This is a genomic window from Lentzea rhizosphaerae, assembly GCF_042649515.1.
In the GTDB taxonomy this organism is placed as follows: domain Bacteria; phylum Actinomycetota; class Actinomycetes; order Mycobacteriales; family Pseudonocardiaceae; genus Lentzea; species Lentzea aerocolonigenes.
In genome coordinates, this window is the sequence record NZ_JBHRZI010000028.1 from 1 (window position 1) to 25,274 (window position 25,274).

26 protein-coding genes are annotated in these 25,274 nt (G+C 68.0%); 10 read left to right on the plus strand and 16 right to left on the minus strand.

Translation table 11 applies throughout. From position 1 onward, the window contains the following. Positions 1–669 precede the first annotated feature (669 nt). Positions 670–3,273 carry a glycoside hydrolase family 3 N-terminal domain-containing protein gene (locus tag ACFOWZ_RS31895; RefSeq protein ID WP_382377643.1) on the plus strand — a complete coding sequence of 868 codons (2,604 nt, stop codon included), beginning with the start codon at positions 670–672 and terminating at the stop codon, positions 3,271–3,273. Between the two features lie 63 nt (positions 3,274–3,336). Here ACFOWZ_RS31895 and ACFOWZ_RS31900 read toward each other — a convergent pair whose 3' ends face one another. From ACFOWZ_RS31900 to ACFOWZ_RS31910, 3 genes are all read right to left on the minus strand, one after another. Next, positions 3,337–3,936: a YigZ family protein gene (locus ACFOWZ_RS31900; RefSeq protein WP_382377644.1), complete on the minus strand. Its 600-nt coding sequence runs from the start codon at positions 3,934–3,936 to the stop codon at positions 3,337–3,339. Continuing rightward, positions 3,933–4,997 carry an ATP-dependent DNA ligase gene (locus tag ACFOWZ_RS31905; RefSeq protein WP_382377645.1) on the minus strand — a complete coding sequence of 355 codons (1,065 nt, stop codon included), beginning with the start codon at positions 4,995–4,997 and terminating at the stop codon, positions 3,933–3,935. The genes ACFOWZ_RS31900 and ACFOWZ_RS31905 overlap by 4 nt, the downstream gene beginning before the upstream one ends. Positions 4,998–5,059: 62 nt before the next feature. Continuing rightward, the gene (locus tag ACFOWZ_RS31910) at positions 5,060–5,497 is read right to left on the minus strand and encodes a helix-turn-helix domain-containing protein (RefSeq protein ID WP_382377646.1); all 438 of its coding nucleotides are present in this window, start codon (positions 5,495–5,497) and stop codon (positions 5,060–5,062) included. Positions 5,498–5,641: 144 nt separating this feature from the next. Between ACFOWZ_RS31910 and ACFOWZ_RS31915 the strand changes: the two genes are divergently transcribed. Beyond that, complete coding sequence (locus tag ACFOWZ_RS31915; protein WP_382377647.1) at positions 5,642–6,016, plus strand: hypothetical protein; 375 nt, start codon at positions 5,642–5,644, stop codon at positions 6,014–6,016. On the opposite strand, the gene ACFOWZ_RS31920 is transcribed toward ACFOWZ_RS31915, so the two are convergent. Further along, positions 6,003–7,238, minus strand: a complete 1,236-nt coding sequence (locus ACFOWZ_RS31920) for a ThuA domain-containing protein (RefSeq protein ID WP_382377648.1) — start codon at positions 7,236–7,238, stop codon at positions 6,003–6,005. The genes ACFOWZ_RS31915 and ACFOWZ_RS31920 overlap by 14 nt on opposite strands. Positions 7,239–7,322: 84 nt before the next feature. After that, on the minus strand, positions 7,323–8,192 hold the full coding sequence (locus ACFOWZ_RS31925) for a lytic polysaccharide monooxygenase auxiliary activity family 9 protein (protein WP_382377649.1): 870 nt from the start codon (positions 8,190–8,192) through the stop codon (positions 7,323–7,325). Between the two features lie 68 nt (positions 8,193–8,260). Here ACFOWZ_RS31925 and ilvA point away from each other — a divergent pair, with 68 nt between their 5' ends. After that, the gene (gene ilvA, locus ACFOWZ_RS31930; protein ID WP_382377650.1) at positions 8,261–9,496 is read left to right on the plus strand and encodes a threonine ammonia-lyase IlvA; all 1,236 of its coding nucleotides are present in this window, start codon (positions 8,261–8,263) and stop codon (positions 9,494–9,496) included. A gap of 186 nt (positions 9,497–9,682) precedes the next feature. On the opposite strand, the gene ACFOWZ_RS31935 is transcribed toward ilvA, so the two are convergent. Beyond that, positions 9,683–10,105: a VOC family protein gene (locus ACFOWZ_RS31935; protein WP_382377651.1), complete on the minus strand. Its 423-nt coding sequence runs from the start codon at positions 10,103–10,105 to the stop codon at positions 9,683–9,685. A gap of 80 nt (positions 10,106–10,185) precedes the next feature. Here ACFOWZ_RS31935 and ACFOWZ_RS31940 point away from each other — a divergent pair, with 80 nt between their 5' ends. After that, entirely contained in the window at positions 10,186–11,175 is a 990-nt protein-coding gene (locus ACFOWZ_RS31940; RefSeq protein ID WP_382377652.1) for a helix-turn-helix transcriptional regulator, read from the plus strand. Positions 11,176–11,203: 28 nt separating this feature from the next. Here the strand turns inward: ACFOWZ_RS31940 and ACFOWZ_RS31945 are convergent, their stop codons facing one another. Together ACFOWZ_RS31945 and ACFOWZ_RS31950 are read right to left on the minus strand one after the other, a co-directional pair. Then, positions 11,204–11,848 (minus strand): DUF4360 domain-containing protein, encoded by a 645-nt coding sequence (locus tag ACFOWZ_RS31945; RefSeq protein WP_382377653.1) that lies wholly within the window; start codon positions 11,846–11,848, stop codon positions 11,204–11,206. A 57-nt stretch (positions 11,849–11,905) separates the two neighbouring features. Next, positions 11,906–12,523, minus strand: coding sequence for a DUF4360 domain-containing protein (locus ACFOWZ_RS31950; RefSeq protein WP_382377744.1), 618 nt, complete (start codon positions 12,521–12,523; stop codon positions 11,906–11,908). A 338-nt stretch (positions 12,524–12,861) separates the two neighbouring features. On the opposite strand from ACFOWZ_RS31950, the gene ACFOWZ_RS31955 reads away from it, so the two are divergent. Beyond that, complete coding sequence (locus ACFOWZ_RS31955; protein WP_030472806.1) at positions 12,862–13,107, plus strand: mycoredoxin; 246 nt, start codon at positions 12,862–12,864, stop codon at positions 13,105–13,107. 50 nt (positions 13,108–13,157) lie between these two features. Here ACFOWZ_RS31955 and ACFOWZ_RS31960 read toward each other — a convergent pair whose 3' ends face one another. From ACFOWZ_RS31960 to ACFOWZ_RS31970, 3 genes are all read right to left on the minus strand, one after another. Next, entirely contained in the window at positions 13,158–14,192 is a 1,035-nt protein-coding gene (locus tag ACFOWZ_RS31960) for a chitinase (RefSeq protein ID WP_382377745.1), read from the minus strand. A 143-nt stretch (positions 14,193–14,335) separates the two neighbouring features. Further along, on the minus strand, positions 14,336–15,031 hold the full coding sequence (locus ACFOWZ_RS31965) for a chitinase (RefSeq protein WP_382377655.1): 696 nt from the start codon (positions 15,029–15,031) through the stop codon (positions 14,336–14,338). A 97-nt stretch (positions 15,032–15,128) separates the two neighbouring features. Then, positions 15,129–15,512, minus strand: a complete 384-nt coding sequence (locus ACFOWZ_RS31970) for a VOC family protein (protein ID WP_382377656.1) — start codon at positions 15,510–15,512, stop codon at positions 15,129–15,131. 90 nt (positions 15,513–15,602) lie between these two features. On the opposite strand from ACFOWZ_RS31970, the gene ACFOWZ_RS31975 reads away from it, so the two are divergent. Continuing rightward, a complete protein-coding gene (locus ACFOWZ_RS31975) occupies positions 15,603–18,797 on the plus strand; it encodes a GH92 family glycosyl hydrolase (protein WP_382377657.1) in 3,195 nt (1,064 codons plus the stop codon). Continuing rightward, positions 18,797–19,690, plus strand: a complete 894-nt coding sequence (locus tag ACFOWZ_RS31980) for a phosphotransferase family protein (RefSeq protein ID WP_382377658.1) — start codon at positions 18,797–18,799, stop codon at positions 19,688–19,690. Before ACFOWZ_RS31975 ends, ACFOWZ_RS31980 begins: the two co-directional genes overlap by 1 nt. On the opposite strand, the gene ACFOWZ_RS31985 is transcribed toward ACFOWZ_RS31980, so the two are convergent. Next, positions 19,685–20,593: an RluA family pseudouridine synthase gene (locus tag ACFOWZ_RS31985; protein WP_382377660.1), complete on the minus strand. Its 909-nt coding sequence runs from the start codon at positions 20,591–20,593 to the stop codon at positions 19,685–19,687. The two genes, ACFOWZ_RS31980 and ACFOWZ_RS31985, sit on opposite strands and share 6 nt — an antisense overlap. Before the next feature lie 93 nt (positions 20,594–20,686). On the opposite strand from ACFOWZ_RS31985, the gene ACFOWZ_RS31990 reads away from it, so the two are divergent. Continuing rightward, positions 20,687–21,550 (plus strand): EamA family transporter, encoded by an 864-nt coding sequence (locus tag ACFOWZ_RS31990; RefSeq protein WP_382377661.1) that lies wholly within the window; start codon positions 20,687–20,689, stop codon positions 21,548–21,550. Here the strand turns inward: ACFOWZ_RS31990 and ACFOWZ_RS31995 are convergent. Then, the gene (locus ACFOWZ_RS31995; RefSeq protein ID WP_382377662.1) at positions 21,453–22,340 is read right to left on the minus strand and encodes a LysR family transcriptional regulator; all 888 of its coding nucleotides are present in this window, start codon (positions 22,338–22,340) and stop codon (positions 21,453–21,455) included. The two genes, ACFOWZ_RS31990 and ACFOWZ_RS31995, sit on opposite strands and share 98 nt — an antisense overlap. An 80-nt stretch (positions 22,341–22,420) precedes the next feature. On the opposite strand from ACFOWZ_RS31995, the gene ACFOWZ_RS32000 reads away from it, so the two are divergent. Together ACFOWZ_RS32000 and ACFOWZ_RS32005 are read left to right on the plus strand one after the other, a co-directional pair. Then, entirely contained in the window at positions 22,421–23,023 is a 603-nt protein-coding gene (locus ACFOWZ_RS32000) for a hypothetical protein (protein WP_382377663.1), read from the plus strand. 17 nt (positions 23,024–23,040) lie between these two features. Next, positions 23,041–23,691 carry a fibronectin type III domain-containing protein gene (locus ACFOWZ_RS32005; RefSeq protein ID WP_382377664.1) on the plus strand — a complete coding sequence of 217 codons (651 nt, stop codon included), beginning with the start codon at positions 23,041–23,043 and terminating at the stop codon, positions 23,689–23,691. Between the two features lie 179 nt (positions 23,692–23,870). Here ACFOWZ_RS32005 and ACFOWZ_RS32010 read toward each other — a convergent pair whose 3' ends face one another. From ACFOWZ_RS32010 to ACFOWZ_RS32020, 3 genes are read right to left on the minus strand one after another with little or no spacing between them, the layout of a single operon-like run. Then, a complete protein-coding gene (locus ACFOWZ_RS32010) occupies positions 23,871–24,515 on the minus strand; it encodes a hypothetical protein (protein ID WP_382377665.1) in 645 nt (214 codons plus the stop codon). 46 nt (positions 24,516–24,561) lie between these two features. Beyond that, positions 24,562–24,906 (minus strand): DUF7716 domain-containing protein, encoded by a 345-nt coding sequence (locus tag ACFOWZ_RS32015; RefSeq protein WP_382377666.1) that lies wholly within the window; start codon positions 24,904–24,906, stop codon positions 24,562–24,564. After that, positions 24,893–25,246 (minus strand): DUF7716 domain-containing protein, encoded by a 354-nt coding sequence (locus ACFOWZ_RS32020; protein ID WP_382377667.1) that lies wholly within the window; start codon positions 25,244–25,246, stop codon positions 24,893–24,895. The genes ACFOWZ_RS32015 and ACFOWZ_RS32020 overlap by 14 nt, the downstream gene beginning before the upstream one ends. Between the last annotated feature and the right edge of the window lie 28 nt (positions 25,247–25,274).

Genomic DNA, 25,274 nt, shown 5'->3' on the forward strand with positions numbered 1-25,274 from the left:
GGTGAAGCCGAGCCGAATCGGGCAATCCCAACGCAGGCAAGCGGTAATGACGGAAGCCGACCAACAAACGGGACCACGCACGCTTGCGATTGGGGCTTGACTTTGGGTGCGAGGTGCTATGCTGGTTGGATCGGCCGGGCTCCTTATGCCCGGCTTTTTAAGGCCGATGAGCGCCTCGCAAGGGCCTCGAAGTCAAGCCCCAATCGCAATCGTCGCGAAGCGGCGATGACGCAACCAAAGCTCGTCCTACGACCCACGTAACCATCAACGCGAGGTGGCACGGCATACGGCAGGCGACCACCCCGCTGGAACCCGCGCCGAACCACTCCAAGCTGACCCGCGCGGTGCCACCCGGAACCGGTCAACGCGAACCGACCCCACGCGCAACGGCCGCCCACACCCCGCAAACCCCGGCCCGGCCACTCCAGTCCGGCCACCCGGCCCAGCCGCCGCAGTCCGGCAACGCGGTCCAACGGCCCACCTCGCCCCTGGGTCACTCGACCGGGCGCCACCCGACCGCCCCATCCGCGCCCCCAACCAGCCCACCACCCCAGCGCCCACGCGCACCCGCCAGCCCGGTATGGGAGCTTCCTCCCGCCAAGTCCCGGGAAAAACTCGTGAGAGCGTTCCCATTGACGCAGACGTAACACAAAGTTGAGGATCTGCGGCATGCAATGGAGAAGCACTCTCGCCGCAGTGCTGGGGCTGACGCTCGCCGCCAGCGCGACATCGGCCGCCGCGCAGGAAGCGCCGGAAGCGCAGCACGGACCGAAGCAGACTGTCATCGGGCAGCCCAGGACTGAGCACGGGTGCGCCCGCATCGAGAAGTCCCTGCCCACGCTCAAGGACTGGCCGAAGGTCGAGAGCCAGCTCAAGGGTGACCGCAGGGACGAGGCGAGGATCAAGGCGATCCTCAAGGACATGACGCTGGCCGAGAAGGTCGGCCAGATGACGCAGCCCGAGATCGGTGCGATCACGCCGCAGGACGTGACCACGTACGGGTTCGGGTCTGTTCTCAACGGTGGTGGCAGCTGGCCCAACGGCAACAAGAAGGCCACGCCGCAGGACTGGCTCGCCATGGCCGACGCCTACTGGGACGCGTCGAAGGCCACCCGCACCAAGATTCCCGTCATCTGGGGCATTGACGCGGTGCACGGCAACAACAACGTCTACGGCGCAACGGTTTTCCCGCACAACATCGGTCTTGGTGCGGCGCACGACCCGTGCCTCGTCCGCGACATCAACGAGGCCACGGCCGAGCAGATTCGGGCCACTGGGCAGGACTGGGCGTTCTCGCCCACGCTGGCCGTGGTGCGCGACGACCGCTGGGGGCGGACGTACGAAGGGTTCTCCGAGGACCCGCGCATCACTCGGGCCTACGGGTTCGAGGCCATCAAGGGCTTGCAGGACAACGCGAAGAGGCGCATCGGCGAGGACGGCGTGATCGCCACCGCCAAGCACTTCCTCGGTGACGGCGGTACGACCGGTGGCAAGGACCAGGGGGTCAACCCGTCCACCGAGCAGGAGATGATCAACCTTCACGGGCAGGGCTACTACGGTGCTCTGGCCGCGGGTGCGCAGACTGTGATGATCTCGTTCAACAGCTGGACGAACGACGTCATCAACGAGGGCAAGGTGCACGGCAGCAAGTACGTGCAGACCGGCATCCTCAAGGAGAAGATGGGCTTCGACGGCCTGCTCGTCTCCGACTGGAACGGCATCGGGCAGGTCACGGGCTGCACGAACGCCAGCTGCCCGCAGGCGATCAACGCCGGCATGGACATCATCATGGTGCCCAACGACTGGAAGGCGTTCATCGCCAACACGATCACGCAGGTCGAGACCGGTGTGATCCCCATGGCCCGCATCGACGACGCGGTGACCCGCATCCTGCGCGTCAAGCTGCGCGCCGGCACGTTCGACGCGCCGAAGCCCTCGCAGCGTGAGCACGCCGGTGACCAGAAGGCGCTGCTGCACAAGGAACTCGCCCGCGAGGCCGTGCGGGAGTCCGCCGTGCTGCTGAAGAACAACAACCGGGTGCTGCCCCTCTCCAAGCGCAGCAAGGTTCTGGTGGTCGGCAAGAGCGCCGACAACATCGGCAACCAGACCGGTGGCTGGACGCTGAGCTGGCAGGGCACCGGCAACACCAACGCCGACTTCCCCAACGCCACCAGCATCCTCAAGGGCATCCAGGACACGCTCGGCGCCGCCAACGTCACGTTCGCCGAGACCGCGGACAACGTGAACCCCGCGGACTTCGACGCCGTCATCGCCGTCATCGGTGAGACGCCGTACGCGGAGGGCGTGGGCGACATCGGCAAGCGGACGCTCGAGACCGCGCGCCTGTACCCGCAGGACCTCGCCGTGCTGGACAAGGTGTCCGGCAAGGGCAAGCCGGTCATCACCGTCTACGTCGGTGGCCGCGCGATGTACATGAACAAGGAGATCAACCGTTCCGACGCGTTCGTGGCCGCCTGGCTGCCGGGCACCGAGGGCCAGGGCATCGCGGACCTGCTGATCAGGGGCCGCCACAACGGGTTCAGCGGCAAGCTGTCCTACTCGTGGCCGCGCAGCGCCTGCCAGACGCCGCTCAACGACCCGAGCCAGGACCCGCTGTTCAAGCTCGGCTACGGCCTGCGCGACTGGCAGACCGGCAACGTCGGCAAGCTCGACGAGACGAGCCCCGGCGGCAGCTGCTCCGGTGGTGGCGGGGGCACGGCGACCGAGGACCTCGAGATCTTCAACCGCACGGACGTCGCGCCGTACAAGAGCTACCTCGGTTCGCCGGAGAACTGGGGTCTCGAGATCGGCCCCGACGGCCAGGCCTCGCAGGCGAACATCAACGTCGTGCAGTCCGACGTCAACGTCCAGCAGGACGCGCTCAAGACGACGTGGACCGGCGCCGGACCGGGGCAGGTGTACCTGCAGAGCCCGACCGGGACCGACCTGCGCGGCTACGGCAACGCCAACGCGGCCCTCGAGTTCGACGTGATCGTGCACGAGGCCCCGGCCGCTCGGACGGTCGTCAGCGCGCACTGCAACTACCCGTGCCTGGCTGAGCTCGACGCCACGCAGGCGTTCCGCAACCTGCCGATCGGGCAGAAGGCCACGGTGAAGATCGCGGTCAACTGCTTCGCCGACAAGGGACTGGACCTGGAGAACGTCAACACGCCGTTCCTGGTCTACACCGAAGGCACCTTCCAGGCGTCCTTCGCGAACGTGCGGTGGGTGCCCAAGGCGGGCGCTGATCCGGACGTGGTTCCCTGCACGTAGCCCCAGAAGTGGCCTACCGGCAGATCTGCCGGTAGGGCACTCCCAGGCGCCGCCCGGCACGTTCTAGTGGTCGAGGTCCACCGGCTCGCCGCGGATGGCGGTCACCGCGCCGCCGGTCTGCGAGGCGAGCCAGACCTCGAACGCCTCCGGCTCCCTCGTGAGCACCGTGAAGGTGACGTCGTGGCCGTACTCGGTGTCCGCGACGTGGTACCCGGCCGCGCGCAACGCGTTCTCCAGCTTTCCGGCCTGATCGTGGTCCACGGCGAGAAGAACGCTCTCGTGCCGTTCGCGGGTGAGCGTGCCGATCACATCGATCGCCTCGGACACCGCCCGGCCGTACGCACGGACGAGGCCACCGGCACCGAGCTTGATGCCGCCGTAGTAGCGGGTGACGACAACGGCCGTGTCGACCAGATCGCGCCGTGTGAGCACTTCCAGCATCGGCACGCCCGCGGTCCCGGCCGGTTCGCCGTCGTCGGAGGAGCGCTGGGTGTCCGCGGTCCGGAAGGCCGTGCAGTTGTGCGTGGCCTGCCAGTGCTCCTTGCGCACACGGGCGAAGAACTCCGCCGCCTCTCTCTCAGAGGAGACACGGGCGACGTGGCACAGGAACCGCGACCGCTGGATCTCGATCTCGTGTGTGCCGTCCCGCCTGATCACTTTCACCCGTCGATTGTCCTGCGTCGCTCCGCCTCACCGAACAGCGCGTCCAGCTCGGCCGGCGGCACCTCCTCCAACTGCTCGTAAGTGCACTGCGACGGCTCTTTGTCCGGACGGAAACGCACGAGCCGTGCGGTGTGCCGGAACCGCCCGCCCTGCACGTGCTCATAGCGCACTTCGGCCACACGTGACGGTTCCAGCAACACGACCTGAAGTTGCTTCTCGGGGTTCCACCGGCTGTTCATGCCCGGTCCCTCGTACGTCGCCCACGCGTTCCACGGGTGCTCGGCGGGGTTGAGCAGCGGTTTGAGCTCGTCGACCAGCTCACGGCGGCGGGCCGCGGTGAAGCTGCTCGCCACGCCCACGTTGTGCAGCTCGCCGTCCTGGTAGAGGCCGAGCACCAGCGACCCGACCGTCTCGCCGTCCTTGTGGAGTCGGTAGCCCGCGACCACGCAGTCGGCGGTCCGCTCGTGCTTGACCTTGAACATCACGCGCTTGTCCGGCTCGTAGACGCCGTCCAGCGGCTTCACCACCACGCCGTCGAACCCCGCGCCCTCGAACCGGGTGAACCAGTCCTGCGCCACGTCCGGGTCCGTCGTGGACGGTGTCAGGTAGACGCCGGGCACCTCCGTGACCACCTCCTCCAACCGAGTCCGCCGCTCGGCCAGCGGCAGCGCGGTGAGGTCGGAGTCGCCGCACGCCAGCAGGTCGAACGCCACGAAGCTCGCCGGGGTCTCGACGGAGAGCTTCCGCACCCGCGACGCCGCCGGGTGCAGCCGCAGCTGGAGGGTGTCGAAGCTCAGCCCGTCCGGCGTGACCAGCACGATCTCGCCGTCCACCACGCACCGCGGCGGCAGCGCCTCCCTGAGCAGCTCGACGACCTCGGGGAAGTAGCGGGTGAGCGGCTTGTCGTTGCGCGACCCCAGCTCCACCTCGTCGCCGTCGCGGAACACGATGCAGCGGAAGCCGTCCCACTTCGGCTCGTAGGACAACCCGTCCCCGCGCGGCAGCTCGGGCACGGACTTCGCGAGCATCGGCTTCACCGGCGGCATCACGGGCAGGTCCACACCCGGACCCTAAGCTCAGCGCAACGAAGCCGCGAGCTTTTCGAGCTGGTCCGGACGCCGCGTCATCCTTTGCCGCGCTCGGCCTGTTCCTGTCGGTAGACGACGTCCAGCAGTTCCATGACCAGCCGGCGGCGGTCCGGCGACAGCTCTCCCGCACGCATCGCCATGAGCTGCGCCTCGCTGCCGGACGCGATCTCGTTGAGCCGCAGCTGCTCCTCCTGCAACGACTTGAGCTGCGCATCGACGCGGTCCGTGACCTCGTCGTCGAAGAAGTAGCTCACCGGCACGCCGAAGAAGCCCGCCAGCGCCTGCAGGTGCTTGAAGGTCGGGTTGTCCTTCTTGCCCTTGCGCAGCTGCCAGATGTAGCTCTGGGAGATGGTCACGCCGCCCTCGGCGATGGCCGCCGCGACCTGCTCGTTGCTGTACTCCTGGCCCGAGCGCGCGGTGTGCAGCGCGAAGAGGTGGTTGAGCCTGTCGGCCAGCGACCGTTCCCCGGCCATAGCGGCTCCCCCTGTCGCGCGCCGTCTCCACCGATGGAAAGGGCTATCTGGGTGACGGGATTTTCGCCAGTTGAAAGCCCGTCAACGGCCAACATAGACTCCTGGCGAGTCCGTCTCAACCGGCGGGGGAGGAGGAGTTCGGCCATGGCGCTCGCGGAACGGCAGCAGTCCTTCCACCGGACGGTGATCGACGTCGTCTACAAGACCATGGACCAGCTCGCCCGGACGGACTCGCCGAACGAGGTCTTCGAGCTGCGCGAGCAGCTGCGCGCCGCCCTGCCGTGGTGGCGGGGCCTGCTGAAGATGCACGAGCCGAACGAGAAGCACCGCTGCCGGTCGTGCCGCGCCTGGTACGGGCGGCACCGCGCGTGGCCCTGCCCGGTGTGGCGGGACGCGGCGCAGGCGCTGCACCAGCTCAACGACATGTACGGCTTCCTCGCCCACCCGGCCTCCGCGGACGGGAGACCGGGCGAACGAGTGACGGTGACGTGGCCTCAGCCCGGCACTAGCCGATCCTGAAGCTCTGCGCCGCCGAGCCGTTGCACGTCGCCTGGACCAGCTGGACGCCGTCGGTGCTGCCCACCGCCGAGAGGCACTTGCCGGAGTGCCGCGCCGTCAGCGTCGAGTAGCCGTCCGTGCCGGTAGTGACGCGCCACTGCTGGTTGGTGCCGCCGACGTGGTCCCAGAGGTGGATGCCGGCACCGTCCGCTGTGGACACGTCGCTCACGTCGAGCACCTTCGCCGGGTCGTTGCGGTACTCCAGGCGCGAGTAGCCGTCGGTCGTGGCCACGGCGCGGAAGTTCTGCGCGGTGGTCCCGTTGCACGAGTACTGCTGGATGACCGTGCCGTTCGCGAGACCGGCGGACCGGGCGTCGACGCACTTGCCGTTGCCGCGGTTGGTGACCGTCTTCCAGTCGGGCTGCGGCTGCGGGGTGCCGCCACCGCCGAGCCACAGCAGGCTGTCGATGAGGAACGTGTTCTGGGTGGCGCTGGCGAACGTGGACGACAGCGGCCGGTTGTTCGCGTAGTCCATCGCGTTGTGGCCGAAGTTCGCGTAGATCATCTTGTAGTTCTTGTTCGTCCACATGATCGGGTAGTACCCGCTGCGCCACTGCTGGTTCGGGTCGGTGCCGAGCGGGAAGCTCGACGGGTCGACGCTCGCCAGGATCTGGATGTCCGGGTTCGTGCGCAGGTCACGCGACCAGCTGTACCACTCGCTGACCGACGAGGTGAACTTCTCCGGCAGGCGCAGGGTCGACGGGTGCGAGCGGGTCTCGACCTTCAGCGTCGCGGTGGTCGGGCCCCACGTGTTGTTGACGAAGTTCCCCTTGCCCAGGAACGTGTTGTGGTACCAGGACCACTCGTTCGCGTTCTGCGTGAAGGCGCTGACGTGGAAGCCCAGCCACGCGCCGCCCGCGTCCATGTACCGCTGGAAGCCCGCGCGCTGCGTGCCGCTCGGCAGGTCGTCGAGGAAGATCACGACCTGGGCCTGAGACGGCGTGAGGGTGTTCAGCCGGTTCCAGTCGGTCGTGGCCTCGTAGGTGAAGCCGTTCTCCTGGGCGGCACGCGCGAGCCACGGGTTCGCTTCTTTGACGAACGAGATGTGCGCCAGGTCGTTGGTGCCGTAGTAGAAGCCGAGCACATTGAACGGGGCGGCCTGTGCCGGGCCGGTGGCCGAGATGCCGACCGGGAACAGCGTCGCTCCTGCCAAAGCCAGCAGTGTCAACAGTTTTCGAGCCATGCGGGCACGCACCTTCACATCGCAGGGGTTGCGCGCCCGAAGATCATCGTAGGGATGGTCCAGACCTATTGGGGACCGGGACGTTCACAGAATTCTTTTGCGCCACAACATGATCCCGCCGAGCACGGCGAGCCCGCCCAGTGCCGCCACCACGGCGGACAGGCCGAAACGTGTTGCGCTGGAAGGAGGTTGTTCGGCACTCGACGCAACGGGAACGGGTCGCGGGGTGCTCTGCTTCGAGGACGGCGGCGCGGTGGTGGTCGTCGTCGTTGTGGTGGTGGAGGCCGGTGGCGCGACCTGCGCGGGCGGCGCGGCCGGTGCCGGTGGCGCCACCGGGGCGGGTGCGGGGGTCACCGGCTTGACCGCCGCCGCGATCTCCACGTCCGTGCACGAGTAGTACGTGTCGGGCGTGTCCGTGTTCTGCCAGACCGTGTAGATCAGGTGCCGTCCCGTCCTGTTCTTCGGCAGCTGCACGGTGAACTCGTACGCGCCGTTGACGAGCGGGGGAGAGGGCACGGTCAGGAACTGCTCCAGGTCCGCCCACCGCAGCGGTGCCGTCGGCGAGTAGCCGTCACGCGTCACGTAGAAGCGGAACGAGCCCTGGTGCGGGATCGTCGCCCGGTACGTGAAGTCCGTGCTCTTCAGCTTCGTGGCGGGCCACTCCGCGCTGGGGAGGTCGAGCCCCGCGTACTTGGCGAGCCCGGCGCTGCACAGCTTGCCGTCCGGAACGCGCTGGGCGTCGCGCCCCGCCACGTTCGGCAGCCGGATGTTGTCCCACTCCTTGGACGGCAACCCCGCCTGAATGGCGCTGCGGCACGGCGAGGATGATGCTCCTGACTGACCGGGCGAGCACAGAAAAGCCCTGCTCGCCGGGTCGGTGGGCGCGCCATGGGCGTGCGCGGGAACCGCGGAGACCATCATGAGCAGCGTCAGAACGCCCACAAGGCGAAACACGAGCACCTCCCCTGTCTTTCTAGGGGTACGCGTGCAAGACCCGAGTCGTTCACGGAAGATGTTTTGACATGTCCTTCGCTGATGAGGTGTCCGCCGCCGCAGCCCGGCTCGGCGGAGTCGCACGCACGACGCCGCTCGAGGTGAACCAGCGGCTGTCCGAGAGGACCGGCGCGCGCGTCTGGTTCAAGCGCGAGGACCTCCAGGTCGGCCGTTCGTACAAGCTGCGCGGCGCGTTCAACCTGCTGTGCCAGACCGAGTTCGCGTTCGGTGGCGCGGTCTGCGCGTCGGCCGGCAACCACGGCCAGGGCATGGCCTACGCGTGCCGCCGCCTCGGCATCGAGGGCCGCGTGCACGTCCCCCGCACCACCCCGCGCCAGAAGCGCGACCGCATCTCCGCCCTCGGGCAGGGCATGGTGCAGCTGGTCGTGGACGGCGACACGTACGACGACGCGGCCGCGCTCGCGAAGGAGTACGCGCTGAGCACGGGCGCGACGCTGGTCCCGGCGTTCGACGACCCCCGCACGGTCGCGGGCCAGGGCACCGTCGGCCTGGAGATCGTCCAGCAGCTCGGCGGCGCACCGGACGTCGTCGTGGTGCCCGTCGGTGGCGGCGGCCTGCTCTCCGGCGTCGGCACGTGGTTCTCCGAACGCTTCCCCCGCACCCGCGTGATCGGCGTGGAGCCCGCGGGCGCGGCGAGCATGATGGCCGCTCTCCAGGCCGGCCACCCGGTGACGTTGCCCGAGGTGGACTCGTTCGTGGACGGTGCCGCGGTGCGCCGGGCCGGCGACGTGACGTTCCCGATGGTGCGCGACAGCGGCGCCGAGCTGCTCACCGTGGCCGAGGGCGCGGTGTGCACGGAGATGCTGGAGCTGTACCAGATCGACGGCATCATCGCGGAGCCCGCGGGCGCGCTCGCGTCGGCGGCGTTGCTGGAGGAGATCACCGTCGCGCCGGACTCGACGGTGGTCTGCCTGCTCTCCGGCGGCAACAACGACGTCTCGCGCTACGCCGAGGTCGTCGAGCGCTCGATGGTCCACCGCGGCCTCAAGCACTACTTCCTCGTCGAGTTCCCGCAGGAGCCGGGCGCGCTGCGGCGGTTCCTCGACGACGTGCTCGGCAAGGACGACGACATCGTGCAGTTCGAGTACATCAAGCGGGACAACCGGGAGACCGGCGCCGCGCTGGTGTGCATCGAGCTCGGCCGCCGCGAGGACTACGACCTGCTGTGGGCGCGGATGAAGGAGTCCCCGCTGAAGATCCAGCACGTGGCTCCGGGCACGACGGCGTACCGCTTCCTCATCTAGCGCCTGTATCGAAGCAGAGCGGCTCAGGCCTACCGGACATTTTTTTGGCGCGAAAAGCACGTCCGGGCCATCTATCGGCCCGAACGTGCTTTTCGCGCCAAACAGCAGGGGCTCGGTGCGGACTTCGATACAGGCGCTAGTGGCGCGGCGCAGAACGCTGCCACGAGGTGTCCTGCTGAGCGTGAATTACTCGCCAACGTTCTGTGTCGCGCCACTGGCGAACTTCTGCACGGCCGCCGGGGTGACCGGGGTGAAGAAGTTGACCAGGTTGCCGTCGGGGTCGCGCAACAGCAGCGACCGGTTGCCCCACGGCATCGTGGTCGGCTCCGTGACGAAGTCGGTGACGAACCCGGTCAGGTTCTCGTGCACGCGGTCCACGTCGTCGACGAGGAACTCGGTGATCACGCTGTGGTTCTCCGCCGGACGGGCCGATCCCGGCGCGAACAGCCCGACGGTGCGGGTGCTGCCGATGGCGAGGGTGGCGCCGCCGATCCTGAGCTCGGCGAAGTCCTCGGTGGCCCACGTCGCCGGCGCCCCCGTGGCGCGCTCGTAGAAGTCGACGAGGCGTGCCACGTCGCCGGTGATGATGCGGATCGAGACGAAGTCCATCGGAACTCTCCTTGTTGTGAGGCCTGTGCGCAGGCTAGGAGAAATAGTGGACAGAATCGGTCCGGTATTAGGCTGCGGATGTGCCTCGACCGACCGGCCGCGTCCTGACGCTCCTGGAGCTGCTGCAGTCCGGCGGCACCCGGACGGTGGCCGAGCTCGCTGACCGGCTCGGTGTCGAAGGGCGCACCGTGCGCCGGTACGTGGATCAGCTGATCGACCTCGACGTGCCCGTGGAGTCGGTGCGCGGCCGCTACGGCGGGTACCGGCTCGCCCCCGGCTACCGCCTGCCTCCGCTCATGCTGAGCGACGACGAGGCGCTGTCCGTGCTGCTCGGCCTGGTCGCGGGCCGCCGGACGGGGCTGATGACGGACCGCACGGCGAGCGAGACGGCGTCGGCGAAGATCCGTCGGGTGCTCCCCGCGCACGTCGCCCGCCGGCTCGACACGCTCCTGGCGGCTCTCGCCTTCACGGACCAGCCCGGCGAGTTCGACACCCCGGACGCCGGGGTGCTGCTCACGATCGCCGACGCGGTGCGCCACCTCCGGCCGGTCTCGATCCGCTACACCGACCGCGAGGGACACCGCAGCGAACGCACGCTGCACCCGTACGGCGTCGTCGCCCACGCGGGACGGTGGTACGTCACGGGTGAGGACGCCCAGATCGGGGAGGACCGGACGTTCCGGCTCGACCGCATCGACGACGCGCGGACCCTGCCCGGCTCGTTCTCGGCGCCGGCGGGTCCCGATCCGGCGCAGCGCGTGGTGTCGGGGTTCGCCACGGCCGAGTACCGGCACGAGGTGACCTTGCGGATCCGCGGGACGGTGGCGCAGATCCGCGCCCGTCTTCCGGAAACCGTTGCGAGCCTGGAAGAACACGAGCCCGCGACCGAACGCTGGCGGCGCGTCGAGGTGCGGGCGGAGCGGCTCGACTGGGTGCCTGCGGTGCTCGCCGCACTCGACCGGCCGTTCGTCGTCGAGCACCCCGACGAGCTCCGCGACCTGGTCGTCGCGTTCGCCGACCGCCTCACGTCGTCCGCCCGCCGGGAACGGGGAGATGCCGGGCGCCCCTGAACGGGACGCCCGGCACCGGGGTGAGGAACTACGGCCTCGGCGGCGGGCAGACCTTCCACGCGAAGTGGTAGGTCGTCTCGATCGACCCGTCGGTGGAGTCCATCGCGATGAAGCTGGTCTTCGTCTTGTCCGAAGTGCCCTGGTTGACCCGCAGCTCCGTGTTGATGTTGAAGTTCCGCTTCTCGCCACACGGGTGGTAGACGATCGCGGCGATCTCGTTCGTGTCGGTCGCCTGCCAGTCGTCGCTGAACGGACCGGCGTAGTTGTGCTGCTTGAACGCCGTCTGCGACATGCCCTGGAAGTAGTAGTTGGCCTTCTCCAGGGCCGTGGCGCCGCGCTCGAGGTGCGCGAAACCGCGGTAGTCGGTCGACGCGATGCCGTAGGTGAAGCCCTGCGGCACGTTGACGCGCAGGTTCAGCTGGCAGTTCTTGCGGAAGTCGGTCGGCAGGGCCTGCGGACCGACCTGCGCCATGAACTCGCTGTAGGTGACGGTGAACGCCTTGTTGTCCGGGCTCACGGCGACAGCGGCCGTTCCGGCTCTGCAGCCCGAGCCGTTGATCGTCACGACGTCGATGGTGATGTGGTCCGGCGGAGGCGTGTCACCGGGGGCGCCACCGGGCGGGATGATGATCGTCGACATCGCGAGCGCGGCCGCGGCCAGTGTGTTGAGCATGGGGCACCTTTCCGTCTGAAGTTCAACCGAGAACGGGCGGCGGCAATTGGTGCCTGGTCAGCAACGCTTCCAGGAGAACTGGTACTTCGTGCTCACGCTGCTGTCCGTGGAATCCATCGTCATGAAGCTGTTCAGCTTCGAGGTTCCCGCGTTCACACGCAGTTCGGTGTTGATGTTCAGGTGGCGGACTTCCCCGCACGGCGCGTAGATGATTTCCGAGACCGTCGCGCGGTCGGTGGCCTGCCAGTTGTCGCTCTTCGGGCCGTAGAAGTTGTGCGTGCGGCTCGTGCCGTTCGACATGCCCTGGAAGTAGTAGCTGCCCTTTTCGGTGCCCGTCGCACCCTGCTGCAGGTTGGCGAACCCGCGGTAGTCCGCCTGGGCGATGCCGAACGTGAAGCCCTGCGGGTAGCTCACTCTGATGTTGAGCTGGCAGTTCTTGCGGAAGTCTGTGGGATCGGACCCCTGCCCGGCCTCGGCCAGGTAGTCGCTGTAGGTGACCGTGAACGCCGTGCGGTCGTCCGCCGCCGCGATCGCCGCGGTGCCGGCGGGGCAGCCGGAACCGTTCACGGTGACCACGTCGATCATCACGAAATCAGGAACGTCGGCCGCTTGCGCTGCGGGCGCGGTCACCACAGCGGAGAGTAGGAGGGCAGCAGCCAGCACCGTTTTCAGCATGGCCAGCCTTTCTTTCTGAAGTGTGGTACCGGCGGCGGAATCCAGACGATATCGGAAACCCTGTGTTGCGAAGGGCCGCCGAATGGGTGACTGAATTTTCCGGCAATGATTGAATTGGGGCACGGCTAATTGCACGCCCCGAAGTTTTCGGCCGTGCGCGAACCATGCTCACCCACCGTGTGCCGAATTGACCTGACGATTGCCTGACGATCGCCGTTCGCTGGGCCGTCCGAGTGGCGCGGTCCGCGGAGTGATGTGGGCCGCAACCCGGCATGAAGCACCCCTCGGCGTGCGTTCACACTGATGACGCTGTCCAACCTCGACGAGGAGTGCCGCTGATGGCTCCCGACCAGCTGACCGTCTACTCGACCTCGTGGTGCGGCTACTGCCGGATCCTGAAGAGCTCGCTCGACCGCGAGGGCATCGAGTACGTCGAGATCAACATCGAGGAGACGCCCGGCGCGGCGGACTTCGTGATGAGCGTGAACGGCGGCAACCGCACGGTGCCGACCGTCCACTTCCCGAACGGGTCCGCGCTCACCAACCCGTCGCTCGCCCAGGTGAAGGAACAGCTCGCGGCCTGAAGCCGAACGCGCCCCAGGCGGACGGATCCACCCGGGGCGCGCCGGTTCTTCTAGCAGTACAGGTTCGCTCCGGTCGGCACGCCGAGGATCCCGGCGAACTGCTGGTAGCTCGACACGCGGCTCTGCACCTGTGCCGGGTTGCGGCCGTCGCACTCCAGGGATCCGTTGATGCTGCGGATCGTCTGGCCGAAGCCCGCACCGTTGACCATGGCATTGTGGCCGGTCATGGAGCCGGGGCCGGTCTGCGTCATCCAGTACCAGAGCCCGGTCTTCCACGAGATCGCGGCGTCCGTCGCCACCTTGTCGGGGCTCCTCAGCAGCTCGTCGCCCATGCCGAGGGCCTGGCCCGCCGAGTAGTAGTTGAAGTTCCACGACAGCTGGATCGGACCGCGGCCGTAGTAGCCGAACGTCCCGGCGGGGCAGCCGTAGGGCTTGCTCTCGTCGCAGAGGTCGTTGCCCTGGTTGATCTCGCGGACGTGCACCAGACCGCCCGTCTCGTGCGAGACGTTGGCGAGGAACGCCGCCGCTTCCTGCTTCTGCACGGTGTCGCTGCCGGTCTTCGCGAACGCGGGGAACGCGCTCATCGCCTGGACGAGACCGCTGTAGGTGTAGAAACCGTTGCGGCTGGGGAACATCTGGTTGAACTGGGCTTCGCTGACGACGAAGCTGCCGCCGCCACCACCGCCTCCACCGCCGCCGTTGCAGTTGTACGGATCCCAGTACCAGGTGGAGATCGTTGGGCTGTAACCGGGATTGTCGTGTTCGGCGATGTAGAAGTTGCCTTCGTACCTGACGATGGCGCCGGTGACGTACCACTGACCCTGTACCCAGTCGGTGTACGTGCAGGTGCCGCCGCCGCCACCTCCACCACCGTCACAGCTCGTCGGTTCCCAGTACCAGGTGGAGATCGTTGGGCTGTAACCGGGATTGTCGTGTTCGGCGATGTAGAAGTTGCCTTCGTACCTCACGATGGATCCCGTGACGTACCACTGACCCTGCACCCAGTCGGTGTACGTGCACGCCTGTGCGGACACTTCCGCCTGTGAAGACGCGGTCGGCGTGATGACGGCCAGCGCCGCCGCCATCACACCTGCCGCGAGAGACGCCAAGATGCGTTTTCTCAGCAAAGGTCACCCACTCCTGGAGTCTGCGCGCCCGAGGAATCAAGGATGTGAACTGTGCTGAGACTGGCACCAGTGGTCCAGACCAGTCAAGGGTCTAGACCTGTTCAGCAGTACAGGTTCGAGCCCTGCGCGACACCGATGATCCCGGTGAACTGCTGGTACTTCGAGACGCGGCTCTGCACCTGGCCGGGGTTGCGGCCGTCGCACTCCAGGGATCCGTTGATGCTGCGGATCGTCTGACCGAAACCGTGCGAGTTGACCATGGCGTTGTGCGGGGTCATGGTGCCGGGGCCGTTCTGCGTCATCCAGTACCAGATCGCGGTCTTCCACGACGTGGTCGCGTTGGTCGCCACCTTGTCGGGGTTCCTCAGCAGGTCGTCGCCCATGCCGAGGGCCTGGCCCGCCGAGTGGTAGTTGAAGTTCCACGACAGCTGGATCGGCCCGCGGCCGTAGTAGGCCCTGGTGCCCGCGGGGCAGCGGTAGGGCTTGCTCTCGTCGCAGTAGTCACCGCTCTGGTTGATCTCGCGGATGTGCACGAGCCCGCCGGTCTCGTGCGAGACGTTGGCGAGGAACGCCGCGAGCTCCTGCTTCTTCACGGTGTCGCTGCCCTGGTTCGCGAACGAGCCGAACGCGCTCATCGCGGACTTCAGGCCGCCATAGGTGTAGAAGCTGTTGCGGGACGGGAACATCCGGTTGAACTGCGCCTCGGTGACGATGAACGGCGCCGCCGTCGCCGGCTGCACGAGCGTGAAGACGCCCAGCAACGCGACGATCAGGGCGGCGGCGCGTGTGGAGAACATGGGACCAACTCCTCGGAGCATCTGCGCGCCCACTGTGTGTTACCGCTCTCACGGTGGCAGCAACGGGGTACGCGGCACAAGGGGTGGTCTATACCTTTTAGGAGCCGGAACCGTACGGGCGCGTGATGATCTCCAGCGCGTGGCCGTCGGGGTCGTCCCAGTAGACGCCGCGCCCGCCGTCGTTGTGGTTGATCTCCTGTGGCCGGCTGTGGAACGGGTCGGCCCAGTGGTCGAGTCCGCGCTCCTGGATCCGGCCGAAGATCTGGTCGAACTCGTCTTCGGTGACGAGGAACGCGTAGTGCTGCGAGGTGATCGGGCCGGAGCTCGTCAGGTAGTCGAGCGAGACGCCGTTCGCGACCTCGACGACGAGGAACGGGCCGAAGCGGACCGGCTCCGGCAGGCCGAGGATCTCGGTGACGAAGCGCGCCGAACGCTCCTGGTCGGTGACGTGGACGATGGTGTGGTTGAGCTGTACGGGCATGTTTCCCTGCTTACTCGTGTTCGAGCCAGAGCGCGTCACCCCGACCTCCGATGGGTGTCGGGGTGACGGCGATCACGCAATACTGCCCCCATGCGGACACTGGTTGTAGCCGGGCTGTTACTGGGTCTGACAGTTCCTGCTCAAGCGGCACAGGCCGATCCGGACCCCTCGTCCTTGGTGAACCCCTTCGTGGGTACGCAGAACTTCGGCAACACCTTCCCCGGCGCCTCGGTGCCGTTCGGAATGGTGCAGGTCAGCCCTGACACAGGAGGTCAGGGCGGGTACGACTACAAGGCCACCTCCATCTACGGGTTCTCGCAGACACACCTGTCGGGCGTGGGCTGCGGCGTCATGGGCGAGCTGCCGGTCATGCCGACAGTCGGGTCCGTTGACAACGTTGACATCAACGCTTACAAGTCGGCTTTCAGTCATTCGGACGAAGCCGCGCAGCCCGGCTACTACCGCGTCGGGCTGTCCCGGTACGGGGTGAACGCCGAGGTCACGGCCACGCCACGGACCGGGTGGCAGCGCTACACCTTCCCCTCCAGCGCGGCCGCCAACGTCCTGTTCAACACCGGCCGGTCCAACCAGACCGTGCTCGACTCCGAGATCCACGTCGTCGGTGACCGGACCATCGAGGGACGGGTGCGCAACGGCAGGTTCTGCGCGGGCAAGGACGAGCACACCGTGTACTTCACGGCGTCGTTCGACCGGCCGTTCGCATCGTTCGGCTCGTGGCGGGGGAGCGTTCCCACGCCGGGCAGCCGGGACGCGTCCGGCACCGGTGGGAACGGCGCGTGGGTCACGTTCGACGCCACCGCCGACCGCGACGTGGTGCTGAAGGTCGGCCTGTCCTACACCGGCATCGAGGGTGCGCGGAAGAACCTCGCGGCGGAGGCTCCTTCCCACGACTTCGACGCCGTCGTGGCGAGTGCCAAGGAGGTGTGGAAGAAGCAACTGGACGCCGTGAAGGTCTCCGGTGGCCCGCGCGAACGGCAGGTCGCGTTCTACACCGCGCTGTACCACTCGGTGCTGCACCCGAACCTCGCCGGTGACATCGATGGCAGGTACATGGGCTTCGACGGGAAGGTGCGCACGGCGTCGGGGTACACGCCGTACCAGAACTTCTCGTTGTGGGACACGTACAGACCACAAAATCAGCTGCTGCAGATGCTGGAACCGAAGGTCGCACGTGACGTCGCACTGTCCGTCGTGGCCAGTGGTCGTGATGGAGGATGGTTGCCGCGCTGGGCTTTGGCGTCCTCCGAGACGAACATCATGACCGGTGACCCCGTGACGCCGTTCCTGGTCGAGGCGTGGTCGAAGGGGTTGCTGCGCGGGCACGAGGAGGAGACGTACCAGCTGTTGCGCAAGAACGCCCTGTCGTTGCCTCCGGCTGATTCTCCTTACAACGGGCGGTCGGGCGTCACCTACTACAACGATCGCGGGTACATCCCCTCCGGCTTGGAGCTCGGGAAGGACTGTGCGCACAAGGGCGGCGACAACGACTGCGTGCACCCGGCGTCGGCGACCCTGGAGTACTCGTCGGCGGACGCGTCGCTCGCGTTGATGGCTCGCGGTCTCGGGCACCGGTCCGACGCGCGCCTGTTCGCCGACCGCGGTCAGTGGTACCGCAACCTGTGGGACGCCTCGACCGGTCACTTCCGGCCGCGGACCGTCGCCGGCACGTGGCTCACGCCGTACAACCCGGTGGACGCCTCGCACCAGTTCCACGAGGGCGGTGCCTTCCAGTACCAGTGGCTCGTGCCGCAGGACCCCGCCGGCCTGGTGTCGCTGATGGGCGGACGGCGTGAGACGGAGAAGCGGCTCGACTCGTTCTTCGCCTACGAGAAGCTGCTGGCAGATCCCGCAGGCACCGCACGGCACGACTGGATCACCGAACCGTACGACTACTACGGAAAGCCGACCTACAACCCGAACAACGAACCGGACCTGCTCGCGCCGTACATGTACCTGTGGGCGGGCACGCCGTCCAAGACCGCGACGGTCGTGCGGGCGGCGATGACGTTGTTCACGACCGGTCCGGACGGCATGACCGGCAACGACGACCTGGGCACGATGTCGGCCTGGTACGTCTTCTCGTCGCTGGGGCTCTACCCGACGTTCAACGGCGCGGACTTCCTGGCGCTGTCCTCGCCGCAGTTCGAGTCCGCGACCGTCCGAATCGGACAGTACGGGTCGCAGGGCGGGACGTTGACCGTGACGGCACCGGGAGTGTCCGACACCAACCGGTACATCAAGAGCGTTTCGTTCGGCGGCCGTGACGTCCGCAAGACCTGGCTGTCCTGGTCCTCGTTGCAGCGCGGTGGAAAGCTGGTTCACGAGGTGTCGTCGAAGCCTTCGTCGTGGGGCACCGGGCGTTCCAACGAGCCGCCGTCGCTCAACGACGGCAACGCCGACTCGCGCCGGGCGTTGTCCGCATCGTTGCGCAACTCCGAGATCGTGCTGCCGACCTCGGACTCCCCGCAGTCGCTGACGTTGCAGCTCGACGTCCTCGCCCAGTCGCCGGGCGCGACGACCGTCCGGCCCCAGGTCACGGCTCCCGCGGGGTGGAAGGTGAGCGGCGCCAGGCCGTTCGTCATCGTGTCGCGGCACCTGCCGACGCAGAAGACCGTGCCGCTGACGGTCTCGGTGCCGGCCGGGCTGGCTCCCGGCTCGTACGAGATCTCGGTCGCGGTCGAGTCGGTGACGGTGAAGGCGGTGGTCGAGGTCAAACCGGCCGCGGTGTGCGCGTTCTCGACGTGTTCGGTGGACATCGCCGCGGAACGCAACCACGACGGTACGGCGACGGTCGGCGACTCCGCCTCCGGCAACTTCGACGGCGGCGGGTGGAGCTACGACGCGGCACTGCTGCCCGCGGCGGGGCCCGTGACGTGGGGCGGCATCACCTACCAGGCACCGGATCCCTCCGGTACCGCGCCCAACTTCGTGGAGGCCCGTGGTCAGGGCCTGCTGCTGCCCGCCGGTCAGTTCTCCTGGCTGCACGTCGTGGGCGCGTCGCACAACGGGCCGGTCTCGGCCGCCTTCACCGTCTGGTACACGGACGGGACGTCGGCCGAGGTCGCCGCGTCGGTGCCGGACTGGGCGGGCGGCGGTCCGGTGGTGCTGGAGATGCCGCACCGGATCAAGGCGGGACAGGGCGTCGACGGACCGCCGGTGCGCCTGTTCGGCCAGTCGCTGCGGCTGGACGCGGCCAAGACGGTTCGCTCGGTGACTTTGCCCGATGATCCACGAGTGGAGCTGTACGCGGTCACACTGGCCTGATGGAACGACTGAAAAGCGGAGTGCGGTCCCGCGTGTGGGCCGACGGTGACCGCATCGTCAAGCAGGTCGTTGGCGATGCGGCCGCCTTCACCCGCGAGGTCACCGCGCTGCGACTGGCCGAGCACACCGGGATGGTGCCGCGCGTTCTCGACGTCGACCCGGACACCCGCACGATCGTGATGGAGCGCCTGGCGTCCCATGCGTTCGGCGAGGACTGGGTGATCGACTACGCGCGCGGCCTCGCCCGGCTGCACCAGGCGACGGGCCCGGAGCACGCGGGACTGCTGCCGCGCCAGGAGGTTCCTGACCCGGAGCCGTTCCTGCGGTTCGTGCGTGCGCTGGAGGTAGAGATCGGGGACGCGGAGAGCGAGCTCGCCTTCACCGACACCGGCAGGTTCGACCTCCTGCACGGCGATCCGTGTCCTGGCAACGACATGTACACCGACCGCGGGGCCAGGTTCGTCGACTTCGAGGGCGCGATGCTCGGCGACGGGCTCACCGAGGTGGTGTACCTGCGGATGGGTTTTCCGACCTGCGCGACCGTGTCGGAGACGCCGAAGGAGCTGCGGGAGGCCGCCGAGCGGGCGTACTTCGAGGAGCGCGGCTGGGAGGAGCCGTTGGAGGACGCCTGCGTGCGGTGGCTGGTGCAGGGTGACGCGCTGGTGCAGCGGGCCGAGCGGGACGGCACCGACCACCTCGCGAGGGTCGTCGACGAGGACTGGTTCTGGTACAGCACGACCGCACGCGGCCGGTTGATGTTCCGGGCGCGGGTGGTGGCCGGGTTCACCGAGACCCACCCCGCGATGAGCGCGCTCGCCCGGCGGTTGCTCGAGCGGATGAACGGGATCTGGGAGCCGCAGCCGATCGACGGCCGGCGCACGCACGTCTCATGACCAGGCGGACAGCTCCAGGCCCGAGGTGAAGGAGCGTTCCTCGCCCGTGACGGGGTCCGTGAAGGACAACGTGCGGGCGAGGAGCTGCAACGGTGACGAGAAGTCGTCCAGCGGGCGTTCCCGCAGCACGGGGTAGAAGTCGTCGTTCACGATCGGCACGCCGAGCCCGGACATGTGCAGCCGCAGCTGGTGGGTGCGGCCGGTGTGCGGGTTCAGCCGGTAGCGGCCCAGGCCGTCGCGGTGCTCGACGAGCGACACGTGGGTTTCGGCGTTCGGTTCGCCGTCGACCTCGAACGCCGTGATGATCCCGCGTTCCTTGATGATCCGCGAACGCACCACGCGCGGCAGCTCCAGTGCCGGGTCGTGCGGTGCTATCGCCTCGTACTCCTTGCGCACCAACCGATCGCGGAACATCGTCTGGTACTTGCCGCGCAGCTCCCGGCGCACCACGAACAGCACCAGCCCGGCCGTCACGCGGTCCAGGCGGTGAGCGGGGGAGAGGTCGGGCAGGCCCAGCGAGTCGCGCAGCTTGACCAGCGCCGTCTGCATGATGTGCTGGCCGCGCGGGATCGTGGCCAGGAAGTGCGGTTTGTCGGCGATGACGATGTTCTCGTCTTGGTACACCACACCGACGTCGAACGGCACCGGGACCTCGACGGGCAGGTCGCGGTGGAACCAGATGTAGCTGTCCGGGACGAACGGCGCGTCGACGCCCAACGGCCCGGAGACGCTCCAGATCCGTTCCTCCCGCAGCATCTCTTCTATGCGTTCGGGCGCCACGCGCGGTAGCCGTTCCACGAGGTGCGCGCGCAGGGACGGCCACGAACCTTCCGGCGGCAGCTTCAGCCGCGCCGCGTCCAGGCCGTTGCGCTGGGGGAGAGGGGAGGAGGGTTTGCGTCTCATCGCACCGGTCAGTCTAAATGGTCGGGAAAACCGAACGATATCGCTCGGAAACATTCGCTGTACCGAAGAGACCTGGTCAACGAGGCTGTGGGCATGGCGGTCTTCCTGGTCCTCGGTTCGGTCATCTCACTGCAGTTCGGCGCGGCGTTCGCGAGTCAGCTCTTCGGGCAGATCGGCGCGCCCGGCGCCACGGCGCTGCGGCTCGGCATCGCGGCGCTGATGCTCGCGGTGATCGTCCGTCCGAAGTTCCGCCAGGAGACGCTCGTGCTCGGGATGACCATGGCCGGCATGAACGGAACGTTCTACCTCGCGCTCGACCGGATCCCGCTCGGTGTGGCGGTGACGATCGAGTTCCTCGGGCCGCTGGGGCTCGCGGCCGTGCTGAGCAGGAGAGCGCGGGACTTCGTGTGGGTCGGGCTGGCGTTGCTGGGCGTGGTAGTTCTGGGCGTGCGGGAGTACACCGGCGCGAAACTCGACCTGATCGGCGTGGCGCTCGCCCTGTTCGCGGCCGTGTTCTGGGCTTTCTACGTCCTGGCGGGGCGCAAGCTCGCGACGGCGGGGCTCGGCACCGGTGGTCTCGCGGGTGCGAGCCTGATCGCGGCGGCGCTCACGTTGCCGTACGGGCTCTCCACGGCCGGTGCCGCGTTGTTCGAGCCCGAGGTCCTGCTGCTGGGCACGCTGGTGGCACTGCTGGCGTCCGCGATCCCCTACACCCTGGAGATCAGGGCGCTCAAGACGTTGCAGGCCAGCACGTTCGGCGTCGCGCTGGCCCTCGAACCCGCGGCGGCCGCGCTCGCCGGCGCGATCATGCTCGGCCAGCACCTGAGCGTGATCTCGTTGTGCGGCATCGCGCTGGTGATCACGGCCGGGGTCGGAGCGGCGCTACGGAAAGCGCCAGCGTCTCCCGGAAAGCCCGCACAGCGGGATGCTGACCTCGCCCTGCCCGTGCCGCAGTGAACAGCAGCCGGGACTGCGGCACCGGCAGCTCGTGCAGGTCGACGGTGATCTCGCGGTCGTACCAGACCAGGTCCGGCAGCAGCGCGACCGCGAGGCCCCGTTCGACGAACCGCAGCTTCACCAGGACGTCGGTGGAGGAGAACCGCACGTCCGGCTCGAAACCGTTGTGGCGGCACCAGTTCACGTTGAACGTCCGCTGCGGCATGCCGGTGGGTTCCATGATCCACGGATAGGACTCGATCTCGGACTCCGGCAGTCCACTCGGGACGGCGAGCCGGATCGGGTCCCGGCACACCTCCCGGTACTCGAGCCCGGCGAACCGGGCCTCCGGCTGGTCGGGCCACTCCTCCAGGAAGACGAGGTCGAAGTCGCGGGCGTTCAAGGCGGAAAGCGCTTCCGCCGGATCGAGCACCTGGAACTCGATCCGAAGCGAGGGGTGCTCGTCTCTCATGCGCGCCAGCGTCGCCGGGATCAGCGCCAGCGCCGCGGTCTGGAACGTGGCGACCCGCAGCGTCCCGGTGATCTCGTGCAGCGACGCGGCGACCTCGGACTCGGCCCGTTCCAGCCGCGTCAGCACCTCTTCGGTGTGCCGCACCAGGATCTCGGCCTGCGGGGTGAGCTTCACCCGCCGCCCGACCGGTTCGAGCAGCGGCACCCCGACCTCGGACTCCAGCAACGAGAGCTGCTGCGACACCGAGGACGGGCTGTAGTTCAGCGCCTGCGCGACGGCGGCGAGCGTGCCCCGCTGGGAGAGTTCGCGCAGCAGCCGCAGACGATGGAGGTCGAACACCGGATCATTATCCGATACAGTGCCGCTACCGCCCCCTGAGAACACGTGCTGTCTTCAGCACGCCTTGAGGAGGTATCGGTATGTCCAAACGACTCCGCATCGTCGCGGGGATCGCTCTGGCAACCGGGCTGCTCGTGTCGGGTTCGCCCGCACAGGCGCAGGTGGAATCCGGTCCGTGGACGAGCTACTCGCCGTCGTTCTCCGTGCAGCAGCGCGGGTGCGGGACGGTCAGCGACCTCACGTTCCGGCTCACCTGCTCGACCGCGAGCGGTGACCAGCGTGCGGAACGCCGGTACGCCACTTACACCGGCGGCACGCGACAGTTCGAGGGCAGCTTCCGGATCACGAGTCTCGGTGGCACCCGCATCAGTCTCAAGCAGACGTTCAAGGACGACCCCGGCGCGGGTCCGTACTTCATGCTGGCCGTCGAACGCGGCGGCCGGCTCTACGCGGTGCACGGTGGCAACACCATCGCCACCGGTGCGACCGTCGGCACGACCGTGCGCGTGAACACCGTGCACGTCGTGGGCAGCACTCACCGGACGTACATCAACGGCTCGCAGAAGCACTCGGTCTCGAGCTCCGGCGGGAACTTCTACGACAAGTTCGGTGCGTACCGGACGGCCAGCGGGCAGGGACCTGCCACGGTCGTGTGGAGCAACATCCGGTTCTGGCGCAAGTGATTCGTCGCTTGTCGTTGGTGGGACTGCTGTTCCTGGCTGCCTGCGGCCAGGAACAGCGGGACCCCGTGCTGACCTCCGAGCTGACCTCGCCGGTCGACGTGACGCTGCACTGGCGTCCGGAGGCGGGAGCGGCCGGGCAGGTCGTCGAGTACGCGAACGCGGCCGACGGCGACTACGTGGTCCTGGAGTTCACGCCACCGTCGAAGAACTCCTACGAACACCCGGACCTGATCCCGGAAACCCAGTTCTACTACCGGGTCCGGCCGTACCACGGGCCTGCTTCGACGACTGTGGACGTCACGTTGCCGCCGGGTGAGGAGGTGCCGGACAGCGACGGGCACCAGTGGGCGGAACCGCGCAGGACGGGCGGCGGCACGCACGCCGTGTCCTCACCCGAGGCGGCGCCGGGGAACCCGAGGGCGGAGGTGAAGCACGCGAACGGGATCTTGTTCACGTGGGAGGACCGCGCGTCGGACGAGGAGGGGTACCTGATCGAGCTCAAGCCGGCGGGCGCGACCGACTACCGGGTCGCGGCGCGGCTCGATCCGGACGTCACCTCGTTCGGGCTGATCACACTCCCAGACGAGAAAACCGCGACCTATCGGCTGCGGCCTTTCCGGTTCGGAGCCCCGTCGAACCTGACGCACCAGAAGACGGGGAAGGTCTGAGAGCGTGTCTGGCACTCCACGCGCTCGCGGCGAGCAGCAACGCCGCGAGCGCGTAGGGCCAGGCCGTGTGTTCGGTGATCGCCAGTCCGACGTTCGTCGCGGACAGGAGCCCGAAAATGCCGCTGAGCAGCCACCAGGTGAGTTGATCTTCGCGCGCGTGAGCCGTCATGGCGGCCCGGTTACCCGTTTTCGGGAGACCTCACACCTTCTTCTTCCTCTTTTTTCTCGCCGCGTCGACGCATGAACCCGAAGCCGGGGATCCCGAGGATCGCCTGGCGCATGTCGCTCGTGACCTCGAGCAGCTGGTGCACCTCGGGACCGACCCGGTCGAGCGTCGCCAGGATCGGCAGGATGTCGCTGGTCAGGTGCTCGGTCAGCACCGGCAGCTCGTCGACGAGCTTGATCGCGGCCTCGACCTCGTGCGGGGACAGCTCGTCCACGAACCGCTTCGCGAGCGGCTGGGCCTGCTTGGCGATCGGCTCGTAGATCCCGATCAGCTCGTTGGCGGTGTGCGCGGTGTGGCCCGCGGTGGTGACGACCTGGCCCGCCCGTTCCGCGACGTCGCTGGCACTGGCGGTGATCGCGCGGACCTCGTCGACGGCCTTCTCGGCGTCGGCCACGACGTTGGCGGTGCGGCCGACCAGCTCGTCCGCCTTGCGCACGACGCCGTCGACGGCGTCGATCGTGCCGTTGACCTTGCGGACCAGCTGCTCGACCTCGCTGATCAGGCCCAGCACGCGGCCGGGGACGGCAGCGACGGCCGCCGTGGTGTCGAGCGCGGTGGTGAGCGCCTGCCTGGCAAGGCCCGTGCCGGGGATCTCCATGAGTCCACTCTGCCGATACGTGAGTAGATGTGGGTGTGAATCCACTCTATTCAGTTAGAGGCTGAGGCAGCTCGATGAAGGCGTCGTGGTCGACGTAGTGCGCGGCTGCGCGGAGGGTCGTGGCCAGGTCCGGGTTCGGGATCTGTCCCTTCAGGTTGCCGACGACGCCTTGGAGTTCTTCCTTGATGAGGGTGGTGGTCCAGCCTCGTTCGGCTGCCTCGGGTGGAACGTCCTCGTCCTCTTCCAGTTCGACCGTGTCGGCGATCAGGCAGGGGTCGTCGGGTGAGTTCGGGCCGCTGTCGAAGCAGATCATGTCGTCGGGGTCGAGCTCGGCGAGCGATGTGACGACCTCGGCCCACGTGGTCAGGTACGGGCGTCTACTGGGGATCATCGGCCGCCTCCTCCGGCAGCTCGATGAAGGCGTCGTGGTCGACGTAGTGCGCGGTCGCGCGGAGGATCGTGGCGAGATCGGGGTTCGGGATCTGCTGCTCCAGGTTGTCGACGACGTCCTCGATCTGGTCCGTGATGAGGACGGTCGTCCAGCCACGTCCGGCCGCCTCGGGCGGTACGTCCTCGTCTTCGTCCAGTTCGACCGTGTCGACGACCATGCACGGATCGTCCGGGGAGTTCGGGCCGCTGCCGAAGCAGACCATGTCGGCGGGATCGAGCTCGGCGAGCGATGCGACGACCTCGCCCCACGTGGTCAGCCACGGGCGTCTGGTGGGGATCACCGGCCACCTCCCAGTTCGTCCGGGTGAT

Excerpts from the sequence above, each read along its gene's own strand:
- ACFOWZ_RS31895 (WP_382377643.1), top strand. The coding sequence starts at position 670 with ATGCAATGGAGAAGCACTCTCGCCGCAGTGCTGGGGCTGACGCTCGCC.
- ACFOWZ_RS31910 (WP_382377646.1), bottom strand. The coding sequence starts at position 5,497 with ATGGCCGGGGAACGGTCGCTGGCCGACAGGCTCAACCACCTCTTCGCG.
- ACFOWZ_RS31915 (WP_382377647.1), top strand. The coding sequence starts at position 5,642 with ATGGCGCTCGCGGAACGGCAGCAGTCCTTCCACCGGACGGTGATCGAC.
- ACFOWZ_RS31920 (WP_382377648.1), bottom strand. The coding sequence starts at position 7,238 with ATGGCTCGAAAACTGTTGACACTGCTGGCTTTGGCAGGAGCGACGCTG.
- ilvA (WP_382377650.1), top strand. The coding sequence starts at position 8,261 with ATGTCCTTCGCTGATGAGGTGTCCGCCGCCGCAGCCCGGCTCGGCGGA.
- ACFOWZ_RS31935 (WP_382377651.1), bottom strand. The coding sequence starts at position 10,105 with ATGGACTTCGTCTCGATCCGCATCATCACCGGCGACGTGGCACGCCTC.
- ACFOWZ_RS31945 (WP_382377653.1), bottom strand. The coding sequence starts at position 11,848 with ATGCTCAACACACTGGCCGCGGCCGCGCTCGCGATGTCGACGATCATC.
- ACFOWZ_RS31950 (WP_382377744.1), bottom strand. The coding sequence starts at position 12,523 with ATGCTGAAAACGGTGCTGGCTGCTGCCCTCCTACTCTCCGCTGTGGTG.
- ACFOWZ_RS31955 (WP_030472806.1), top strand. The coding sequence starts at position 12,862 with ATGGCTCCCGACCAGCTGACCGTCTACTCGACCTCGTGGTGCGGCTAC.
- ACFOWZ_RS31960 (WP_382377745.1), bottom strand. The coding sequence starts at position 14,192 with ATGGCGGCGGCGCTGGCCGTCATCACGCCGACCGCGTCTTCACAGGCG.
- ACFOWZ_RS31965 (WP_382377655.1), bottom strand. The coding sequence starts at position 15,031 with ATGTTCTCCACACGCGCCGCCGCCCTGATCGTCGCGTTGCTGGGCGTC.
- ACFOWZ_RS31970 (WP_382377656.1), bottom strand. The coding sequence starts at position 15,512 with ATGCCCGTACAGCTCAACCACACCATCGTCCACGTCACCGACCAGGAG.
- ACFOWZ_RS31975 (WP_382377657.1), top strand. The coding sequence starts at position 15,603 with ATGCGGACACTGGTTGTAGCCGGGCTGTTACTGGGTCTGACAGTTCCT.
- ACFOWZ_RS31980 (WP_382377658.1), top strand. The coding sequence starts at position 18,797 with ATGGAACGACTGAAAAGCGGAGTGCGGTCCCGCGTGTGGGCCGACGGT.
- ACFOWZ_RS31985 (WP_382377660.1), bottom strand. The coding sequence starts at position 20,593 with ATGAGACGCAAACCCTCCTCCCCTCTCCCCCAGCGCAACGGCCTGGAC.
- ACFOWZ_RS31990 (WP_382377661.1), top strand. The coding sequence starts at position 20,687 with ATGGCGGTCTTCCTGGTCCTCGGTTCGGTCATCTCACTGCAGTTCGGC.
- ACFOWZ_RS32000 (WP_382377663.1), top strand. The coding sequence starts at position 22,421 with ATGTCCAAACGACTCCGCATCGTCGCGGGGATCGCTCTGGCAACCGGG.
- ACFOWZ_RS32010 (WP_382377665.1), bottom strand. The coding sequence starts at position 24,515 with ATGGAGATCCCCGGCACGGGCCTTGCCAGGCAGGCGCTCACCACCGCG.
- ACFOWZ_RS32015 (WP_382377666.1), bottom strand. The coding sequence starts at position 24,906 with ATGATCCCCAGTAGACGCCCGTACCTGACCACGTGGGCCGAGGTCGTC.